19 protein-coding genes are annotated in these 19,433 nt (G+C 63.1%); 12 read left to right on the top strand and 7 right to left on the bottom strand.

The features are described from left to right. The first annotated feature begins 198 nt into the window (after window positions 1–198). From hemP to AC3CB8_RS21900, 5 genes are read left to right on the top strand one after another with little or no spacing between them, the layout of a single operon-like run. A complete protein-coding gene (hemP, locus tag AC3CB8_RS21920) occupies window positions 199–405 on the top strand; it encodes a hemin uptake protein HemP (protein WP_015317483.1) in 207 nt (68 codons plus the stop codon). Window positions 406–428: 23 nt separating this feature from the next. Beyond that, the gene (locus AC3CB8_RS21915; RefSeq protein WP_352564797.1) at window positions 429–1,490 is read left to right on the top strand and encodes a hemin-degrading factor; all 1,062 of its coding nucleotides are present in this window, start codon (window positions 429–431) and stop codon (window positions 1,488–1,490) included. A gap of 10 nt (window positions 1,491–1,500) precedes the next feature. Then, a complete protein-coding gene (locus AC3CB8_RS21910) occupies window positions 1,501–2,445 on the top strand; it encodes a heme/hemin ABC transporter substrate-binding protein (protein WP_352564799.1) in 945 nt (314 codons plus the stop codon). Next, window positions 2,415–3,515 carry a FecCD family ABC transporter permease gene (locus AC3CB8_RS21905; protein WP_352564801.1) on the top strand — a complete coding sequence of 367 codons (1,101 nt, stop codon included), beginning with the start codon at window positions 2,415–2,417 and terminating at the stop codon, window positions 3,513–3,515. Before AC3CB8_RS21910 ends, AC3CB8_RS21905 begins: the two co-directional genes overlap by 31 nt. 7 nt (window positions 3,516–3,522) lie before the next feature. Continuing rightward, a complete protein-coding gene (locus AC3CB8_RS21900) occupies window positions 3,523–4,314 on the top strand; it encodes a heme ABC transporter ATP-binding protein (protein ID WP_023783149.1) in 792 nt (263 codons plus the stop codon). 33 nt (window positions 4,315–4,347) lie between these two features. On the opposite strand, the gene rirA is transcribed toward AC3CB8_RS21900, so the two are convergent. Further along, window positions 4,348–4,812 carry an iron-responsive transcriptional regulator RirA gene (rirA, locus tag AC3CB8_RS21895; RefSeq protein WP_023783150.1) on the bottom strand — a complete coding sequence of 155 codons (465 nt, stop codon included), beginning with the start codon at window positions 4,810–4,812 and terminating at the stop codon, window positions 4,348–4,350. Window positions 4,813–5,085: 273 nt separating this feature from the next. Between rirA and AC3CB8_RS21890 the strand changes: the two genes are divergently transcribed. The 3 genes from AC3CB8_RS21890 to AC3CB8_RS21880 all read left to right on the top strand — a co-directional run bounded on the left by AC3CB8_RS21890 (window position 5,086) and on the right by AC3CB8_RS21880 (window position 7,675). Next, window positions 5,086–6,381, top strand: a complete 1,296-nt coding sequence (locus AC3CB8_RS21890) for a DUF445 domain-containing protein (RefSeq protein WP_352564803.1) — start codon at window positions 5,086–5,088, stop codon at window positions 6,379–6,381. A gap of 106 nt (window positions 6,382–6,487) precedes the next feature. After that, complete coding sequence (locus AC3CB8_RS21885; RefSeq protein ID WP_352564805.1) at window positions 6,488–6,916, top strand: phasin family protein; 429 nt, start codon at window positions 6,488–6,490, stop codon at window positions 6,914–6,916. A 261-nt stretch (window positions 6,917–7,177) separates the two neighbouring features. After that, entirely contained in the window at window positions 7,178–7,675 is a 498-nt protein-coding gene (locus AC3CB8_RS21880; RefSeq protein WP_023769922.1) for a MaoC family dehydratase, read from the top strand. 120 nt (window positions 7,676–7,795) lie between these two features. On the opposite strand, the gene AC3CB8_RS21875 is transcribed toward AC3CB8_RS21880, so the two are convergent. Then, window positions 7,796–9,196, bottom strand: coding sequence for an aminotransferase-like domain-containing protein (locus tag AC3CB8_RS21875; RefSeq protein WP_352564807.1), 1,401 nt, complete (start codon window positions 9,194–9,196; stop codon window positions 7,796–7,798). Between the two features lie 105 nt (window positions 9,197–9,301). On the opposite strand from AC3CB8_RS21875, the gene AC3CB8_RS21870 reads away from it, so the two are divergent. Continuing rightward, window positions 9,302–10,192, top strand: a complete 891-nt coding sequence (locus tag AC3CB8_RS21870; protein ID WP_023769924.1) for a DMT family transporter — start codon at window positions 9,302–9,304, stop codon at window positions 10,190–10,192. 12 nt (window positions 10,193–10,204) lie between these two features. Here AC3CB8_RS21870 and AC3CB8_RS21865 read toward each other — a convergent pair whose 3' ends face one another. From AC3CB8_RS21865 to AC3CB8_RS21855, 3 genes are all read right to left on the bottom strand, one after another. Then, complete coding sequence (locus tag AC3CB8_RS21865) at window positions 10,205–11,248, bottom strand: zinc-dependent alcohol dehydrogenase family protein (RefSeq protein WP_023769925.1); 1,044 nt, start codon at window positions 11,246–11,248, stop codon at window positions 10,205–10,207. Between the two features lie 137 nt (window positions 11,249–11,385). Then, window positions 11,386–12,036, bottom strand: a complete 651-nt coding sequence (gene maiA, locus AC3CB8_RS21860; RefSeq protein WP_023769926.1) for a maleylacetoacetate isomerase — start codon at window positions 12,034–12,036, stop codon at window positions 11,386–11,388. Between the two features lie 4 nt (window positions 12,037–12,040). Beyond that, window positions 12,041–12,736: a fumarylacetoacetate hydrolase family protein gene (locus tag AC3CB8_RS21855; protein ID WP_023769927.1), complete on the bottom strand. Its 696-nt coding sequence runs from the start codon at window positions 12,734–12,736 to the stop codon at window positions 12,041–12,043. Between the two features lie 229 nt (window positions 12,737–12,965). Between AC3CB8_RS21855 and AC3CB8_RS21850 the strand changes: the two genes are divergently transcribed. Beyond that, a complete protein-coding gene (locus AC3CB8_RS21850; protein ID WP_023769928.1) occupies window positions 12,966–13,649 on the top strand; it encodes a response regulator in 684 nt (227 codons plus the stop codon). Window positions 13,650–13,663: 14 nt separating this feature from the next. On the opposite strand, the gene AC3CB8_RS21845 is transcribed toward AC3CB8_RS21850, so the two are convergent. After that, entirely contained in the window at window positions 13,664–15,004 is a 1,341-nt protein-coding gene (locus AC3CB8_RS21845) for a hybrid sensor histidine kinase/response regulator (protein ID WP_023791632.1), read from the bottom strand. Between the two features lie 14 nt (window positions 15,005–15,018). Continuing rightward, the gene (locus AC3CB8_RS21840) at window positions 15,019–16,155 is read right to left on the bottom strand and encodes an FIST signal transduction protein (protein WP_031240927.1); all 1,137 of its coding nucleotides are present in this window, start codon (window positions 16,153–16,155) and stop codon (window positions 15,019–15,021) included. 308 nt (window positions 16,156–16,463) lie between these two features. On the opposite strand from AC3CB8_RS21840, the gene AC3CB8_RS21835 reads away from it, so the two are divergent. Both AC3CB8_RS21835 and AC3CB8_RS21830 read left to right on the top strand, forming a co-directional pair. Further along, on the top strand, window positions 16,464–16,964 hold the full coding sequence (locus tag AC3CB8_RS21835; protein WP_023783158.1) for a (2Fe-2S)-binding protein: 501 nt from the start codon (window positions 16,464–16,466) through the stop codon (window positions 16,962–16,964). 108 nt (window positions 16,965–17,072) lie between these two features. Beyond that, a complete protein-coding gene (locus AC3CB8_RS21830) occupies window positions 17,073–19,418 on the top strand; it encodes a xanthine dehydrogenase family protein molybdopterin-binding subunit (protein ID WP_023769932.1) in 2,346 nt (781 codons plus the stop codon). The last annotated feature ends 15 nt before the right edge of the window (window positions 19,419–19,433 follow it).

Raw genomic sequence — 19,433 nt, 5'->3', positions numbered from 1 at the left:
CCCCAACTCCAAATCCCAGGTTCCATGCTGGCTGGCCCGGGGCTTGCTGGCATTTTTGATCGTATCCGGCATCTTAAATGTTGACTCATTTAGTCCGGTATTGCACTGACTAGTAAACATGATTATTCGAGTCAAGAAATTAATCGGCAGTTCGCAACGCCTAGCCAGATGCCCGGCACAGGAAAGGGATCGACCCAGATGAACACGCACAATCCCAACGAGTTTCGCTATCGTGTCCGCCGTTCCGACGACACCTCCACCCGTTTCGATCGGGTCTCGCTGGCGGTGCGGACACTGTCCAGCAACACGCTGTTCCAGGGCGAGCACGAAATCGGCATCGAGCATCATGGCGCGCTCTACCGGCTGAAGATCACCCGCCAGGGCAAGCTCATTCTCAACAAGTAACGCAAGGCATCAGGGGTAAAGACATGGATCAGCGCCTAAAACCCGCTCCGCATGAAATCCGGCGGGCCCGGACCGAGAATCCGAAAGCGCGCGAGCGTGACCTTGCCGCGCAGCTCGGCATTTCGGAGGCCGAGCTGGTGGCGGCGCATTGCGGCGACGGCGTCGTGCGCGTCGAACCCCGCGTCAACGACCTTCTGACCGGTCTCGAGGCTGTTGGTGAGGTGATGGCGCTGACCCGCAACGAAAGCGCCGTACACGAGAAGATCGGCGTCTATGACAAGGTTGTCACCGGCAACAATAATGCCATGGTGCTCGGCGAGAACATCGACCTGCGCATCTTTCCGAAAGTCTGGGCGCATGGCTTTGCCGTGGAGAAGCGCGACGGCGACGACATCCGCCGCAGCCTGCAGTTCTTCGATGCGGCCGGCGACGCCGTGCACAAGGTGCATCTGCGCCCGGCCTCCAGCCTTTATGCCTACCAGAAACTGGTCGCCTCGCTGGAACCGCCGAACCAGGAGCCGACGATAGACATTTCAGGGCCGGTTCTCGATGAGGAAAGCGGGGCCGAAGCATCGACGGCGAGCCTGCGTGACCTGCGTGACCGCTGGAGCCGGCTGACGGACGTGCACCAATTCTTCGGCATGCTGAAGACGCTGAAGCTCAGCCGCCGCCAGGCGGTGCGCATGGTTGGCCAGGACTACGCCTGGCTGCTCGACAATGACGCGGTGCGCGCCATGTTCCATCACGCCGCCGAAAGCGAGACGCCGATCATGTGCTTCGTGGGCAACCGCGGCTGCATCCAGATCCACTCCGGTCCGATCAAATCGATCAAGTCCATGGGCCCGTGGATCAACGTGCTCGACGAGACCTTCCACCTGCACCTGCGCACCGACCACATCCATGAAGTCTGGGCAGTGCGCAAGCCGACCAAGGACGGCCATGTCACATCGCTCGAGGTCTATGCCGCCAATGGCGATATGATCATCCAGTTCTTCGGCAAGCGCCATGAAGGCGAAAGCGAGCGCGACGACTGGCGTTTTCTGGCCGAGCACCTGCCGCGCACTCCGAACCCGACGGCAGCCTGAGGAAAGTGTGATGCGTTTTGTTTCGAGACCGTCCGCCCTGCGCGGATCGATGATCGGTTGTGCAATCGGCCTTTCCATGGCTTTCGCCGCGCTGCAACCAGCTGGCGCAAGCGAAGGCGTTTCGGTGTTTCCCGATCCTTCGAAGATCGTCGCCATTGGCGGGTCCATCACCGAGATCGTCTATGCGCTTGGCGAGGAGAGACATTTGGTGGCGCGTGATTCCACCAGCCTCTATCCAGAGGCCGCGCTCGACCTGCCTGATGTCGGTTACATGCGCCAGCTGTCGCCGGAAGGCGTCTTGTCGGTCAATCCGACAGGCATAGTGGCATTGCACGGCAGCGGCCCCAGGGAAGCCGTCGACGTGCTGAAGAAGACGAGCATTCCTTTCATCGAAGTGCCCGAGCAGTACAACCGCGAAGGCATCCTCCAGAAGGTTCGCATTGTCGGCAAGGCGATCGGGGTCGAGGCCAAGGCCGGGGTGCTGGCCAAGGCGCTCGATGCGAAACTCACAGCCGCCGAAAAGCAGACAGCCTCCATCAGGGAGCGCAAGCGCGTGTTGTTTATTCTCTCGACGCAGGGTGGCAAGATCCTGGCGGCCGGTAGCGAAACCGCTGCCGACGGCATGGTCAAGCTGGCGGGCGGGGTCAATGCGGTGGAAGGCTTTTCCGGCTACAAGCAAATGTCGGACGAAGCGATCATCACCGCCAGGCCGGACGTGATCCTGATGATGAGCAATGCCGGGCCGCCGGTCTCGGACGACGAAGTGTTCGGCAATCCATCCATCGCCTCAACGCCGGCCGGAACGGCGCGCAAGCTGATCCGAATCGATGGCGCCTATCTACTCGGCTTCGGGCCGCGCACGGCCGACGCGATCCACGATCTCGCCGTTTCTCTCTATGGCGCACAGGTCACGGACCGAGCATCATGGCCGACCAGTCGATCGCCGGTCCGGTGAAGGCGACGAGGGCATCCGAAGGGGATCGTTCCGGCCGCGCCCGTGCCGTCATCCTTCTGCTGAGCGTGTGCTTGGCGATCGCCGTCTTGCTGTCGCTCACATCCGGGGCGTCGGATGCATCCGCCGTGACCGTCTTCAGGGATTGGCTCTTTGGCTCCGCCCCCGGCGATGCGGCGCCCAACGCCCGCGACAGCTTGATCGTCTATTACATCCGCATGCCACGCATCATCCTCGGCATGTTGGTGGGTGCGGCGCTCGCGGTTTGTGGCGCCGTCATGCAAGGGCTGTTCCGCAATCCGCTTGCCGACCCCGGACTGATCGGCGTTTCCGCAGGGTCCAGCCTTGGCGCGGTGGTGATCATCGTGCTTGGCGGGACCGCGGTGGCCCCAGTGACCGCCTTGCTCGGGACGCTTGCACTGCCACTTGCGGCGTTCGTCGGCGGTCTCGTCACCACATTGGCGCTTTATCAGGTCGCCACGCGACGGGGCCAAACCTCGGTCGCCACCATGCTGCTCGCCGGCATAGCCCTGGCGGCACTTGCCATGGCGCTGACCGGAACACTGATATTCATGGCCGACGATCGCCAGCTGCGCGACCTGACCTTCTGGTCACTGGGATCGCTCGGCGGTGCGACATGGGCCAAGATCGCTTCCGTCGGACCCATAATCGTCCTGGCACTGGCGGCGATGCCGTTCCTGGCACGGGGCCTTAACGCGCTGGCGCTGGGCGAAGCGACCGCGGGCCATCTCGGCATTCCGGTGCAGCGGCTGAAATACACCGCCATCATCGGCGTTTCGGCGGCGGTCGGCGCCTCCGTCGCCGTCAGCGGCGGCATCGGCTTCGTCGGCATCGTCGTGCCGCATCTATTGCGCCTGCTGATCGGGCCCGACAATCGCTACCTGCTGCCGGCATCGGCGCTGCTCGGCGCCTCGTTGTTGCTGCTCGCCGATGCGGTCGCCCGCACCATCGTGGCGCCGGCCGAGCTGCCGATCGGCATCGTTACCGCGATATCAGGTGCGCCGTTCTTCCTGTGGATATTGCTGCGCAAGCGCGGCGTGATCGATTTGTGAGGCTGGAATGATCGAGGCGAGGGATGTTTCGATTGACATCGCCGGCAAGAGAATCGTTGCCGGTGTCGATTTCGATGCGCGGCCGGGCGAGGTGGCGGCAATCGTCGGCCCTAATGGTTCGGGCAAGACGACCTTCCTGAAGGCGTTGTCGGGGGACCTCGCCTATATCGGAAGCATCGTTCTCAACGGCCGCGACCTCGCGGCAATGAAGCCGGTGGAGGTCGCCGTCCAGCGGGCCGTGCTGCCGCAAGCGACGACTCTGTCGTTTCCTTTCACTGTGCGGGAGGTCGTCACGCTTGGCCTGGTCGGTGGCCGTTCGGGCGTGCTGCCGGGCGAGGACGGACGCCTACCGGAACGGGCGCTGGCTCGGGTCGATCTCGACGGTTTTGCCGGCCGCTTCTACCAGGAGCTTTCCGGTGGCGAGCAGCAGCGTGTCCAGCTTGCGCGCGTGCTGTGCCAGGTCTGGGCACCGGTGCTCGACGGCAAGCCGCGCTATCTGTTCCTGGACGAGCCGGTGTCCAGCCTCGACATCAAGCACCAGCTGATCATCATGAACATCGCCCGCGACTTCGCCAGAAGGGGCGGGGGCGTGGTTGCGATCCTGCACGACCTCAATCTGACGGCCGTGTACGCCGACCGCATCTTCGTGATGCATCGCGGCCAGTTGGCCGCGAGCGGCTCGCCCCACGACGTGCTGAGTGATGAGCTGATCGAGAAGGTGTTCGATTGCCGGCTCAAGGTCGGCGTGCTGCCGCCCGGCAACATGCCGTTCGTGCTCCCGCAATCGTCCGTCAGCTGATATTCAGCCGATCCTCGCGCGACGCGGCAGTGATCAAGCCGCCGGGGCGCGGCGCTCCGTCAGCATGTCGATGCCGAGAAGGGCGCGCACATTCGGCCGTGCCGCCACGAGGTCGGCGATCGTGTAGCGGGCAAGCACATCGAAGAAGGCGTTGAGCGCTTCGCGCAATGCGGAGTTCAGCGCGCAGCTGTCGATCAGGGGGCATTCGGCGGCATCGTTCTCGAAGCACTCCGCCATGGCAAAGCTTTCCTCGGTCACGCGCACGACGTCGAACAGGCTTATCGATTCGGCGGCACGACCGAGCCGTACCCCTCCGTTCCGCCCGCGCACGGTCTCTACCATGCCGTTCTCGACCAGAGGCTGAAGGATTTTGAACAGGAACAGTTCCGACACCGAATAGGCGGCCGCGATCTCCGGGATGCGGCTCAACCGGTCATTGTTGGCGGCGCAATACATCAGAATGCGCATGGCATAGTTGGTTTGGCGCGTAAGCCGCATCTTGTCCTCACTCGGCGCTGATCTGATGCAACCACGCCAGATTCTAAACTTTGCTGGCGCGGCCCTCGTCCGGAATCCGGATCGCTGCACTGGTTTCGGCGGAATATGGCCTATACCTTGGAATAATTCCAGACTAGCCGGGCATCATAGATGAATAGGCTCGTCAACTTTACGTGCGTCACCGGGCAAAAGCCGGGACAGACAAACCGGCTGCCACGGGCATTCCGGCCGCGGCACTAGATAGGCCTGAAATAGACGAGGAGCGGCCCATCCATGGCTCAGTCCGACCAACCCCTGGCGCCAGTGCGGTTCGATGCCGACGCTGGCGACAAGCTTTCCGCGCTACGGCGGACAAAGTTCGTCGCCACGGCGGCATTGGCACTCTGCGTGGTGGTCTTTGCCTTGGCCAAGTCTTTCCAGAGCAGCTATCCATGGCTCGGCTTCGTGGCCGCCTTTGCCGAGGCGGCAACGATCGGTGGCCTCGCCGACTGGTATGCGGTGGTGGCGCTGTTCAAACGGCCGCTCGGGCTGCCGATCCCGCACACGGCCATCATCCCGGAAAACCAGGACCGCATCGCCGACAATCTCGGCCGTTTCATCGAGGTCAATTTCCTGGCGCCGGAACCGGTACGTGAAAAACTCGCCGAAGTTGATTTTTCGGCGCTCGTGGCCGATTGGCTGGCCGATGCCGAACGTGCCGCCGGGCTGTCGCGTTTCGTCGTGCGGCTGGTGCCGCGGACGCTTGCCGCCGTCGAACAATCCGGTCTGCGCGGCTTCGTCACCAGCCGCATGCTCGAACAGATCGAAAAGGTGCCGCTGGCACCGCTTGCGGCCGAACTTCTGTCGGCGCTCACCGACGACCGCCGCCACCAGAAGCTGTTTGACGAATTCATCAAGGTCATCGGCCGGTTTCTCAACGACGAACAGGCGCTGGCGACGATGCGCGACAAGATCCGCGAGGAACTGCCGTCGCTGTTCAACCTGTTCCGGGCCGACGCCTATCTCCTGAAGAAGATCGTCGCTTCGGCCGGCTCCTTGCTGGACGAGGTGCGTGCCGATCCCGACCACCCGATGCGTGCCGAGTTCGACCGTTTCGCGCAAGGTTTCGTCGAGCAGCTGCGCACGTCCAAGCAATATGCCAGGCGAGCGGAGAAAATGAAGCGCGACTTCCTCGCCAGACCCGAAATCAGGGCGCTGGCCAGCGACTTGTGGGAGAGCCTCAGCCTGTTCATCGAGCAGGACGCCAGGGCGCCGAATTCGTTGATCAGGGAGCATCTAGCCAACATGTTCGTCGAAGTCGGCCGCCATCTTGCCGGAGACGCGCAGATCCGGGCCGACATGAACCAAGGATTCGTGGTGGCGCTCGCCTCTTTTGTCGAGAGCCAGAAGAGCGGTGTGTCGAAATTCATCGCCGACCAGGTCAAGCGCTGGGACCTCGCCCAACTGACACGCCTGATCGAGATGAACATCGGCAGGGACCTGCAATATATCCGGTTCAACGGCATGATCATCGGCGGGCTGGCGGGCATCGTACTTTACACGATCGAGTTGCTGCTCCCAGTCAATTGATCCCTATCGATCGCCTAGGCCCGTGTTCGAAATGGACACGAGGCGTTCGAGTGCTATTCTCCTCGATGAGGGCGACCGCGACCGCGGCAAAGGGGAGATGAGAATCATGGCCAGACAATCGGAATCCGATTCCTTCGTGGAAATGTTCGGCAGGTTCGGCCGTGACCTGAAGGTGCCGAATGTGGATGTCGAAGCGATTCTTGCGCATCACCGCAAGAATCTCGAAGCTTTGGAGAAATCCGCGCGTGCCGGGGCGGCTGGGACGTCCTCGCTGTTGTCTAGGCAACGCGAAATGCTGCAGGACACGCTGCGTGAAATCGCCGACATGGCGCAGAGCTACCGCGCATCGGGCAATCCGCAGGAGTTGATGGCCAAGCAGACGGAGTTTGCCAGAAAATCCTTCGAGGCTGCGCTCAAGAACGCCGGGGAAGTGGCTGAGCTGGCCAGGAAATCAGGCGCAGAATCGATCGACATCCTGCGCGCGCGCATCAAGGAGGCGATGGAGGAGGTCCGCGCCGGTTACGGGGAGAAGTAGGTTCTCATGGGCTGTCGTTCCGCTCTCGGCCGGGCACACCCCGTTCCCGATACCGCAACCTTTCGCACAGTTGCATTAGCGCCACGCCATAAGCTCCCGCCAGTCCGAAAAGGTCGGAAAAGACCCAATTCGCCTGCCATCGCCTGGCAAGACATGCCACGAGTGAGCGCGAATCCGCCGGAACGGATTTTGCGCGGGACGAATTGACAGAGGCCGCCGGTTCGTGGTCCGGAAGCTTCGGAAGCGATCGGGAAAGCAGGAATGACGGAAGTACGGCCTAAAACGCCGCCAACCTACGAGCAGCTGAGAACGATGTCCGGACAGGAGCTCGGCGTCTCGGAATGGACCACGGTCGACCAGAACCGTATCAACCAGTTCGCCGAATGCACCGGCGACCATCAATGGATCCACGTCGATCCTGAACGGGCGCGGCGGCAAAGCCCGTTCCGCACCACGATCGCGCATGGATATCTGACGCTGTCGATCATCGGCGCGCTGGCCCTCGAAATGGGGATCGTGCCCGAGAATACGCAGGCAGCCTTCAACTATGGTTTCGACAAGGTGCGTTTTCTGGCGCCGGTCAAGGTCGGTGCACGCATTCGCCTGCGCACGACACTGCTTTCCATGGAAGACAAAGGCCCGGGCCAGTATCTGATGAAGGCAGACAACACGGTCGAGATCGAAGGCGAGGAAAAGCCGGCGCTGATAGCTGAAACACTCGTCATGCTCTACGAGCGCCGCAAGCGGGCAGGGGCCTGAACGGCGACCCGCCAGGCCATACCGCCGTCCCGAAAAATGATTGCGCCGACATTCCCTCGAATGTGCGAGCAGTCGACTAGCAGCCTGAAGTTTTCCAGGCAACGGGAGGCGCGTGCGATGTCAGCGAGCCATCACCGTTTCGAGCACCTTGAAAATCCGCTCGTCCGCGCACTGGGCGATGTTGAAGCGCAGGAAGCGGCTGGCGGACCGCGACAGGCTGAACGCATTGCCGGGCGCCAGCACGATGTTGTCAGCGAGCGCACGGCGGGCGGTTTCGGCCGCATCCACGCCTTCCGGCAGGGTGCACCACAGGAACAGTCCGGCCGGCTGCTCGATCCAGGGTGTGATGCCGATCGCTTTCAGCCGGGCGCTGGTCTCGCCCATGGCCCGCGAAAGGCGGGCGCGCAGCAAGTCCATGTGCTTACGGTAGCTGCCGTCCTTCAGCAGCATCAGCACAAGTTCGGCCGCCAGCCGTCCGCCGCCGAAAGTCGTGGCGATCTTAAGATCGGTCAGGCCCTCGATCCAGTCACGGGGCGCGGCGATGAAACCGCAGCGAACCGACGCCGACAGTGTCTTGGAGAAACTGCCGATCTGGACGACGCGACTAAGGCCATCGAACGCCGCCAGCCTTGGGGCAGGAATGTGCTCGAAGTCGGCGAAGATATCATCCTCGACGATGGTCAGATCCGACTGGTCGGCCAGTTTGAGCAAACGATGGGCCGTCACCGGAGACAGGATCGCGCCGGTCGGGTTATGGATGCCCGAGTTGGTGATGTAGAGGCGCGGCCGGTGTTCGGCGAGCGCCTGGGCGAACAGCTCGATGTCCGGCCCCGACGGCGTGTAGGGCACGCTGACGACCTTGGCGCGGTGGGCGCGTAGCAGAGCGTGGAAATTGAAGTAGCAGGGATCGTCGACCAGCACGGTGTCGCCGGGCTCGATCAGGAACCGGCACAAGAGGTCGATGGCCTGGGTGCCCGATGCCGTCAGCATGATCTGGTCGGGGGTGGCTTCTATGCCGTGCCCGGCCATGCGCCGCGCCAGCAATTGCCGCAGCGGCGGCAGCCCGAGCGGCGTGCCGTAATCGGCAAGCGCGACATCTTCGGCACGCGCGACCGTGCGCAATGCCCGGCGCAGCCCGGCCTGCGGCATCCATGAAGCCGGCAACCAGCCGCAGCCGGGTTTCAGGACCTCGTCGCCAGCCTCCAGGGATTGGCGCGAGACCCAGAGCGGATCGACGGCACGGTCGAGCCGGGGACCGATCTCAGCGAGCGACAGCGGTGCCAGCGCCCCGGCGGCATAGAAACCGGAACCGGGCCGCGAACGGATCGCGCCTTCGGCGGCAAGCCGTTCGTAGGCCTCGACCACCGTGGATTTCGACACCTGCATGGATTTGGCGAAAGCGCGGATCGAGGGCAGCCTTGCTCCAGGCGTCAGGCTGCGCGCGGCAATGCGCTGCCGGATGGCGGCCATGACCCCTTCGACGAGAGTTCCGCCGCTGTCGAGCCTGACTGCTTCATCCATCTGTACCTTCCAGAAACCATGACAGTTTTGTCGAATTGTACTGCATTGTCTCTGGTGGCGCCATAGCTGCAGGCCCAATAGAGGGCGAGACAAACGGAGCCTGCGATGGACAAGACGGCGAGCGGCTGGGTGAGCGGATTTATCGGCGTGCTGATTTTCAGCGGTTCGTTGCCCGCGACGCGCGTGGCGGTGATGGATCTCGATCCGATATTCCTGACATCGGCCCGCGCGGTCATTGCCGGCCTGCTCGGTCTCGCGCTGCTGCTTGTGTTTCGTGAGAAGCGCCCCGGGCGTCAAGACTTGCTGTCGCTCATCATCGTTGCGCTTGGCGTGGTCGTCGGCTTTCCCTTGCTGACGGCATTGGCGCTGAAGCATGTCACCTCGGCCCACTCGATCATCTTCGTCGGCCTGCTGCCGCTGGCGACCGCGATCTTCGGCGTGCTGCGCGGCGGTGAACGGCCCCGGCCGGCCTTCTGGCTGTTCTCATGCCTGGGCAGTGCCCTGGTGGCGGGCTTTGCGCTTGCGCAAGGCGTGACGGCTTCGCCGGCCGGCGATGGACTGATGCTGGCGGCCATCATCGCCTGCGGCCTTGGCTACGCCGAGGGTGCCGCGCTGTCGCGCAGGCTCGGTGGCTGGCAAGTGATCTGCTGGGCGCTGGTGCTGTCCCTGCCGGTCATGCTGGTGCTGACCTTTGCGACCTTGCCGCCATCCTTCGCCAGCGTCGGCTCCAATGCCTGGATCGGTCTTGGCTATGTTTCGCTGTTCAGCATGCTCATCGGCTTCGTGTTCTGGTATCGCGGCCTGGCGCAAGGCGGCATTGCGGCGGTGGGGCAGTTGCAGCTTCTGCAGCCATTCTTCGGGCTCGCACTAGCGGCGACGCTGCTGCATGAACAGGTCAGTCCGATGATGATCGTCGTCACGCTCGGCGTGGTGCTTTGCGTTTTCGGCGCGAAGAAGTTTGCCAAGCAGGATTTGCCGCGCCGTGCGGCTGCATAGCGATCCCGACCCTCACGAGAACTTCGTCACCACCCCAATGCCGATACCCTCGAAGCCGCCCATCGCCATCAAGGCCGCTGGCGCTTCGTCGAGGCTGATCTTCTTGCCGACCAACAGTTCGGGTTTGAGCTTGCCGTGGCGGATCATCTCCATCATCGCGGGGTAGCGATAGGCCTGCATGCCGTGAGTGCCGAGGATTTCGAGTTCGAAGGCGATCACCTTGTCCATCGGCACCTGCGGGCGGGCGTGTTCGCCCAGCATCAAGCCGACCTGCACGTGACGGCCGCGCCGGCGGAGGTTGGCGATCGAGTTGAAGGACGTCGTCGGATGGCCGAGCGCGTCCATCGACATGTGAGCGCCACCATCGGTGATCTGCTTGACGGCCTTGACGACGTTCGGTGTCGTCGAAGCGTTGATGGTCGCCACGGCGCCGATCTGTTTGGCGAAGTCCAGCTTCTCCTCGGTGAGGTCGATGGCGATGACATTGGCGCCCATCGAACTGGCGATCATGATTGCCGACAGGCCGACGCCGCCGCAGCCATGCACCGCCACCCATTCGCCGGGCTTTACCCGGCCCTGATCGACAATGGCGCGGAACGATGTGACGAAGCGGCAGCCGAGGCTGGCGGCCGTCGCGAACTCCATTTCATCGGGCAGGCGCACGAGATTGGTGTCGGCGTGTTCGATAGCGACATATTCGGCGAACGAGCCCCAGGCGTTGAAGCCAGGCTGGGACTGGTGTTCGCAGACCTGGTGATTGCCGGATGTGCATTCGAAGCAGTGGCCGCAGCCGACGGCAAACGGCACGGTGACGCGTTCGCCCGCCTTCCAGCGAGTGACGTGCTTGCCGGCGGCAACCACGACGCCGGCCAGTTCGTGGCCCGGCACATGCGGCAGGCGGATATCGGCGTCATGGCCCATCCAGCCGTGCCAGTCGCTGCGGCAAAGCCCGGTCGCCTCGACCTTGATGACGACGCCATCGGCCGCCGGCTTCGGGTCTGGCACGGTCTGGATCGTCGGCGCTTCGCCGAACTGTTCAAAGACGACGGCTTTCATCGGCAACTCCACCCTTGCACGGACTCAGGGAAACGATAGCCGATTCCCTGTCTGGTCAAGCGGAAATCGGTTCGAGCGCGGCGTTTGGACCGCGTATGTGTGCCCGGCGCGCCTTGAAGTCGGGGTCGGTGACAACTCTATTCGGCGTCGATCTGGTTTTGTGGCGCGGCTTTCTGGAAGGCGGGTAGCGCCATGCAGGCGGCATTGATACGAGCGATTGTCGGGTAGGGCGTCAAATCAACGCCAAAGCGGGCGTTGCTAGTGACTTGCGCGGCAAGGCAGATGTCGGCCAGCCCCGCCGCCTCGCCATGACAGAATGCGCCGGTTTCGGACGACGCCGTGAGCAATTTTTCGAGTGGCCCAAATCCTTCATTGACCCAATGCCGGAACCAGTTGGCGACATCCTGGTCGCCGGCGCCGAACAGAGTGCGCAGCGAAGTCAGCACGCGCAGATTGTTCACCGGATGGATGTCGCAGGCGATCATCTGCGCCAGCATTCTCACTCGTGCCCGGCTCGGCGGATCCTTCGGCAATAGCGGGGGTTCAGGTATGGTCTCGTCGAGAAACTCGATGATCGCCAGCGATTGGGTCAGGAGCATGCCGTCGCTCCAGATCAGTGCCGGCACCAGCCCCTGCGGATTGACCGCGAGATAGGCTGCTTCGAGATGCTCGCCATGGCGCAGGTGATGCGGGATGTAGTCATAGCCCACACCTTTCATCTCCAGGGCAATCCGCACCCGGTGCGAGGTGGAGGAGCGGAAGTAGTTGTGCAGGACAATGTCGCTCATACGGTCACTTCCGTTGGCCGATCGTCACTTCGATCGTGCCGATGCCATCGACACCGCCTGATATCGTTTCACCCGGCTTGATCGCGCCGACACCGGCGGGCGTGCCGGTGAAGATCAGGTCGCCGGCCTGCAATTCCACGCCTTCGCTGCAGATCGAGACGATGTCCGATACCGGCCAGATCAGTTCGGCGAGGTCGGCATCCTGTTTCACCACACCGTCGACGGCGAGCCAGATGCGCCCCTTCGTCGGGTGACCGGATTTCTCCGCGGCAACCAGCGGGCCGCAGGGCGCGGAACGGTCGAAGGCCTTCGACCAGTCCCAGGGCCGCGCCGCCTTCTTGGCGGCATCCTGGAGGTCGCGGCGGGTGAGGTCGATGCCGACGCCGTAGCCCCAGACATGATCCAGCGCCTTGCCGCGGGCAATGCGAAAGCCTGAGTTGCCGATCGCCACCACCAGCTCGATCTCGAAGTGGAGGTTTTCGGTCAGCGGCGGGTAGGGGATATCAGTGCCGCAATCGACCACCGCGTCGGCCGGCTTGGTGAAGAAGAAGGGCGGATCGCGATCGTCATTGCCGAACTCGCGCGCATGCGCCGCATAGTTGCGCCCGACGCAGAAAATGCGCCGCACGGCAAAGCGTTCGCCGGAACCCGCAATGGCGACAGAAGGCGTTGGCGGGGCGGGAAGGACAAAGGCGGTCATGACGGTCTCTGCGTTTGATGGGGAGTTGGCGGCACATTCGGCCGATTTCCGGGGGCGGGCAAGGCGTCGCTTTTCATAAAGCGTGGCCTTCGCCGTGGCTGTATAAGGAATCCAGGCTTCCGATCACTTTCTGCAGCGATGAATCCTGTTCAACGGCGATAGACTATTTGCCAATAATCCGGCCATGGTCAGGAGACTATGGTGTGCCCGGTAAACCGGAACGAGCCCCATGACAGCCCCTACCGATCGCGCCCGGTTCCTTATCATCGACGATCATCCGCTGTTTCGCGAGGCGCTGCACAGCGCCGTTCAAATGGCTTATCCCGAGGTCGATACGGTCGAGGCGCGCTCGATCGCCGAGGCGCTGGACTTGCTGGCCGACGCAAAGCCTTTCGACCTTGCGCTTCTGGACCTCAGCATGCCCGACGTGCACGGCTTCGAGGGGTTGTTGCAGCTCAGGACCCGCTATCCGCGCCTGCCGGTGGTGATCGTGTCGGGTCATGAGGAGCCGAGAATCATTTCCGAGGCCTTGTCCTACGGCGCTGCCGGCTTCATTCCGAAATCGGCGCGCAAGAGCGATCTCGCCGCCGCCATTCGCTCGGTGATGGACGGCGCGATCTATGTGCCTGAAACCTATGAGGGCCTTCCGCCGGGGGCGGACAGCACCGATCGCGCCGATATGGTGCAGCGGCTTTCCAAGCTGACGCCGCAGCAATTGCGCGTGCTGCAGATGCTGCGCCAGGGCCTGCTCAACAAGCAGATCGCCTACGAGCTGCAGGTCGGCGAGACCACGGTCAAGGCGCATGTGTCTGAGATCCTGCGCAAGCTCAATGTGTATAGCCGGACGCAAGCGGTGATCGAGGTCTCGAAACTCGACAGTGCCGAGCTGTTTCGGGATCAGGTAGGGTTTTGAACCAAACCCTCCCGCTAAGCCAGCAGATGCGCCAACAGTGCCCTTAGCTGCGCCGGCTTCACCGGCTTGCGCATCAGTTCGATGCCGCCGGCCCGTGCTGCCTTGGCCACGGCTTCGGAGCTGTCGGCGGTGACGATCAGCGCCGGCACGGCGCGGCCGAGATAGTCGCGGACCTCCGATATGGTAGCAGTGCCGAGATCGCCGCCGTCGAGGTGCTGGTCGGCGATGACGATGTCGGGCACCCAGTCGGTGTCGCCAAGCATGTCCAGCGCATCGGCGGTCGAGGTCGCGGCGCGCACCAGGCACTGCCAGCGTTCGAGCAGGAAGGTCATGGCTTCCAGCACTTCGGCGTCGTTTTCGACCAGCAGCACCTTGCTGCCGAACAGGCCGTAGCCGCGCGGCCGCTCCATGCTAGCGGCGCTGGCGATGGCATCGGCGGGCGCGCCGAGGCCGACGGGGACATCGATGTGGAAGATGGTACCGCGTCCGACCTTGGATGAAAACGTCACGGGATGGCCGAGTGCGCCGGCCATGCGGCGCACGATGGCGAGCCCCAGCCCAAGACCGCCGCTGTCGAGTTCGGCAGGAGCCGGCAAGGTGCCGCGGTGGAACTCCTCGAACACCGCTTCGCGCTGATCCTCGGGAATGCCGCAGCCCGTGTCGGCGACATCGATGCGGATGGTGTCGCCGCGATGGCGTGTGCCGACAAGGACGCCGCCCGAGCGCGTATAGCCCAGCGCATTGGAGAGAATATTCTGCAGGATGCGGCGCAGAAGAGTTCGGTCGGAACGGACTACGGCGTTGACCGGCCGGAATTTCAGCGACAGTGCCTTCAATTCCGCCACGGGCTGGAAATCCGAGCGCAGCGACGAGAACAGCGCCTCCAGGCTGACGTCGCCAATGTCGGGCTGGACCACGCCGGCGTCGAGCTTGGAGATGTCGAGCAAGGTGCGCAGCAGGTCTTCCATCGTTTCCAGCGAGCGCTCGACCTGCCGCACGAGCTTCTTTCCCTCATCGCTGGTCTGCACCTCGGCAAGGGCGGAGACGGAGAGATGGGCGGCGTTCAGCGGCTGCAGTACGTCGTGGCTGGCCGCGGCGAGGAACCGTGTCTTGGACAGGTTCGCCTGTTCGGCGTTTTCCTTGGCGGCGCTGAGGTCGATGTTCGACTGCTCCAGCCGCCGCAACGTCGAATGCAGTTCCTCGGTGCGCGTACGCACTCGGCTTTCCAGCGAGATCGCGGTCTGGAACAGCGAAAAGGCATTGCCTTGCTGGTCCATCGAGCGCTCGACGCGGCTGACCAGGGCGGCGTTGATCTTCTTCAGCCTGTCGAGATCGTTTATGTCCCTGAGCGGCATGCTGTTGCGCCGCTCTATTCAGCCGCCTGGCGGTCGCCGAAAGCGATGCCGGTGAAAGTCTGGTTGAGGTGCATCGACCGATATTGTTCGCCGTAGGTGCCGAAGCCGATGACATTGTTGACCCGGTAGAGTTCCGAAATGTCGCGAAAGACCTGCCTGTTGCGTGCGTCCAACCGGCGCAGCACGCAGTCGAAGCCAAGGATCATATCGATGCCGCCAAGCCTTTCCTCGACCTCGCGCAATGCCGCTCGTGTCGCGTCCACCATGTCCTTGGGCTGGGCGATCGACAGCACTACACCGTCGTCGATGGCGCAGAAGAACGACAGCGAGCCATCCGCGTGCATCTTCTGGATCGAGCGGCAGTAATATTCTCCGCCCACCTTCACCACCACCGGATGCGAGGCGAAGCTCAACGGTGTCAGGGTCTGTGGGAGGATCCCGACCGAAGCGGCATATTCCTCCGCTGCATTCGTGGCGTTGAATTCCCGCACGACGCGGTGATCAGGGTCGGACGCGGTCACCACCAGCTTTTCGTCGGTGGGAACGAAATTGTCGGTCTTGAAGACGTGGAACGGAATTTCCGTGGCGACCAGCACGATGATGGCGCTGTCCGAAGTGACCGTGCCGTTCGAGATCAGGCGCGTCGTCTCGAATTTCAAATCGTCGCCGGCCGAGCCGCCAAGAAGCGGTATGTCGTCGAGACCCCAGTGGATGGCCGAACTCACAGCTTCCTCGGCATAGGACAGCCCGTCGATGAAGCAGAGCGCGAAGGTGTTGCGGGTCTGCTCGCCGCCGAGCCGGGCGCGCAGTGTGCGCCGCAGGGCCTCGACCTCTTCGGTGATCCTGTCCATGCCCGACGTCGACAGATTGTCGACCATCGTGCTGACCGCCGTGAACGACGCCGAGGGCAGCAGCATCGCCAGCATATGGCCTTCCTCGAGCCCCTGCGGCGTGATCTCGCCGGCGGTGGAACAGCCTGCATGGTGGAGACACGGCGCGTGGGCCGAGAGTGCCCGTGAGAGGGCGCCGGCCTCGATCAGGCTCTGGGAAAAGAACACGAGGGCAAAGCCGGCATTGATGGCGGCGGCCTCGGCGGCTACCGCTCGTGCGAAGACATCCGGGTCGGGCTCGTCCGTGGTCAGCACCGACAAGCCGCATGCGTAGCGCGTCCGTGAGCTTGTCAGCGGCGTCCTCCCGCATTTCCTCCGACGCCTTCTTGTGCGCGGCTTTTCAAGTGCTTCTGGCGCGCGGGCGACGAGGGCATTGTTGCCGCCAGGAGGCGTTTTGGCAATGGGGCCGAGGAATGCGCTTTGGTGCTCTGGCCATGACCGAAAGTACAATGATCCGCCTTTTCCGTCGTGCTGTTGTTTGTGCGTTGTGCGGTGTACGACTAGCACAGCCGAAGTGCCAGCGGCGCGTCGGCAGCGTAATGACCAAGGTTGACACCCAGGGAGGGGCTATGTCGGACGTTTCGTTGATGGTGAACGGCAAGCGGGTCGGCGGTGCTGTCGAGGATCGAACGCTGCTCGTCCATTTCCTGCGGGAGAATCTCGGCCTGACCGGAACTCATGTCGGTTGCGATACCTCCCAATGCGGCGCCTGCGTCGTCCATGTCGACGGCAAGGCGGTGAAGTCCTGTACCATGCTCGCGGCCCAGGCCTCGGGGTCGAGCGTGGTTACGATCGAAGGCCTGGCCAACGGCGCCGACCTGCATCCCGTCCAGGCAGCCTTCAAGGAACATCATGGTCTGCAATGCGGCTTTTGCACGCCGGGCATGATCATGGCCGCGACCGACATGATCAACCGCCACCCCGAAGGCCTCGACGAGGCCACGGTGCGGGCAGAACTCGAAGGCAATATCTGCCGCTGCACAGGTTACCACAACATCGTGAAAGCCATCCTCGCCGCATCGACGACGATGTCGAAGGGGACCAGGGGCAAGGCGAAGCAAGCGGCGTGAGGGAAAAGAGGAGTGGAGTAGTCGGCGTCAGTAATCGTTCTGAACCGGCGGCTGTCCTCACTACTTCCTATTCACACTTCCTATTCACTTTTCGGGAGGAATCTCTGCATGGGTATCGAAGGTGTCGGCGCTCGGGTCGCGCGCAAGGAAGACAAAAGGTTCATCACCGGCGCCGGCCGCTATGTCGACGACATGGTGGTGCCCGGCATGAAGCATGCGGCCTTCGTTCGCAGCCCGCACGCTCATGCGCAGATCAAGAAGATCGACGTGAAAGCGGCTCAAGGCATGCCGGGCGTCATCGGCGTCTTGACCGGCAAGGAACTCAAGGCCGACGGCATCGGCAATCTCATCTGCGGCTGGATGATCCATTCCAAGGACGGCACGCCCATGAAGATGGGCGCATGGTCGCCGCTGGCCGTCGACAAGGTCCGTTATGTCGGCGATGCGGTCGTCGTGGTGGTGGCGGAAACCAAGGGCCAGGCACGCGATGCGGCCGAGGCGGTCGAGATCACCTACAAGGAATTGAAGGCGGTCGTCGATGCGACCAAGGCGCTCGAAAAGGGCGCCCCGCAGGTCCATGCCGAGGCCGAAAACAACCTGATCTTCGACTGGGAGATCGGCGATGCCAAAGCCACGGACGCCGCCATCGGGGCGGCGGCGCATGTCACGCGCATGAAGATCGTCAACAACCGGCTGGTGCCGAACGCCATGGAGCCGCGCGCCGCACTTGGCCATTACGACAGGGCCGAGGATCATTACACCTGCTGGACGACATCGCAAAACCCGCATGTCGCGCGGCTGGTGATGAGCGCCTTCTACAATGTCGCGCCTGAAAACAAGCTGCGCGTGATCGCGCCGGATGTCGGCGGCGGCTTCGGTTCCAAGATCTATATCTACCCGGAAGAGATCGTCTGCCTGTGGGCCTCGAAGAAGACCGGCGTGCCGGTCAAATGGGTCGCCGATCGCACCGAGAGCTTCCTCACCGACGCGCATGGCCGAGACCACGTCTCGACGGTGGAAATGGCGTTCGACAAGAACAACAGGATTACCGGTCTCAAGGTCGATACGATCGCCAATCTCGGCGCCTATATGTCGCTGTTCTCGTCCTGTGTGCCAACCTATCTCTATGCAACGCTGCTGTCGGGCCAATATGACATCCCGGCCATCCACGCCAATGTGCGCACTGTCTATACCAACACGGCACCCGTCGATGCCTATCGCGGGGCAGGGCGTCCGGAAGCCACCTATCTTCTGGAACGCACCATGGAAGCGGCGGCACGCGAGCTCGGCGTCTCTCCGGCAGACCTTAGGCGCAAGAATTTCATCACCACGTTTCCACACCAGACACCGGTGATCATGAACTATGACGCCGGGGACTATGGCGCTTCGCTCGATGCGGCGATGAAGACCGCTGACTATACCGGCTTTGCCGGGCGCAAGGCGGATTCGGTCAGGAATGGCAAGCTACGCGGCATTGGCATGAGCTGCTACATCGAGGCCTGCGGCATCGCACCGTCGGCGGCTGTCGGTTCGCTCGGCGCCGGCGTGGGCCTGTGGGAATCGGCTGAGGTAAGGGTCAACGCCGTCGGCACGATCGAGGTGCTGACCGGCTCGCACAGCCATGGCCAGGGGCACGAGACGACCTTCGCGCAACTGGTCAACCAGCGTTTCGGGGTGCCGATCGATTCGGTGTCGATCGTCCACGGCGACACCGACAAGGTGCAGATGGGCATGGGTACTTACGGCTCGCGCTCGGGCGCGGTCGGCATGTCGGCGATTGCCAAGGCGCTCGACAAGGTCGAGGCCAAGGCCAAGAAGATCGCCGCCCACCTGCTCGAAGCCGACGAGGGCGATATCGTCATCGAGAACGGCGAAGTCAAGGTCGCCGGCACCGACAAGAGCCTGCCGTGGTTCCAGGTGGCTTTGGCCGCCTATACCGCGCACAATTTGCCGGCCGGCATGGAGCCAGGCCTGAAGGAAACGGCGTTCTACGATCCGGCGAACTTCACCTTCCCGGCGGGCTGCTATATCTGCGAGGTCGAGATCGATCCGGAAACCGGAACGACCGAGATCGTCCAGTTCGTGGCTGCGGACGATTTCGGCAACATCATCAATCCGATGATCGTCGAAGGCCAGGTGCACGGCGGCATCGCCCAGGGCGTCGGCCAGGCGCTGCTGGAAGGCGCTCACTACGATGCCAGCGGGCAACTGCTGACGGCAAGCTACATGGATTACACCATGCCGCGTGCCGGCGACCTGCCGTCGTTCAAGGTCTCGACGTCGAACACGCCATGTCCGAGCAACCCACTCGGGATCAAAGGCTGCGGAGAGGCCGGTGCCATCGGCTCGCCGCCGGCAGTGATCAATGCCATTACCGACGCCATCGGCATCGTCGATATAGCCATGCCGGCCACACCGTCCACCGTGTGGGCCGCGATCCGCGCCGCGAAATGAGTGAGTAGGGAAGTA

The organism is Mesorhizobium sp. P160927, assembly GCF_057766385.1.
This window is presented reverse-complemented; position numbering and strand designations above follow the sequence as displayed.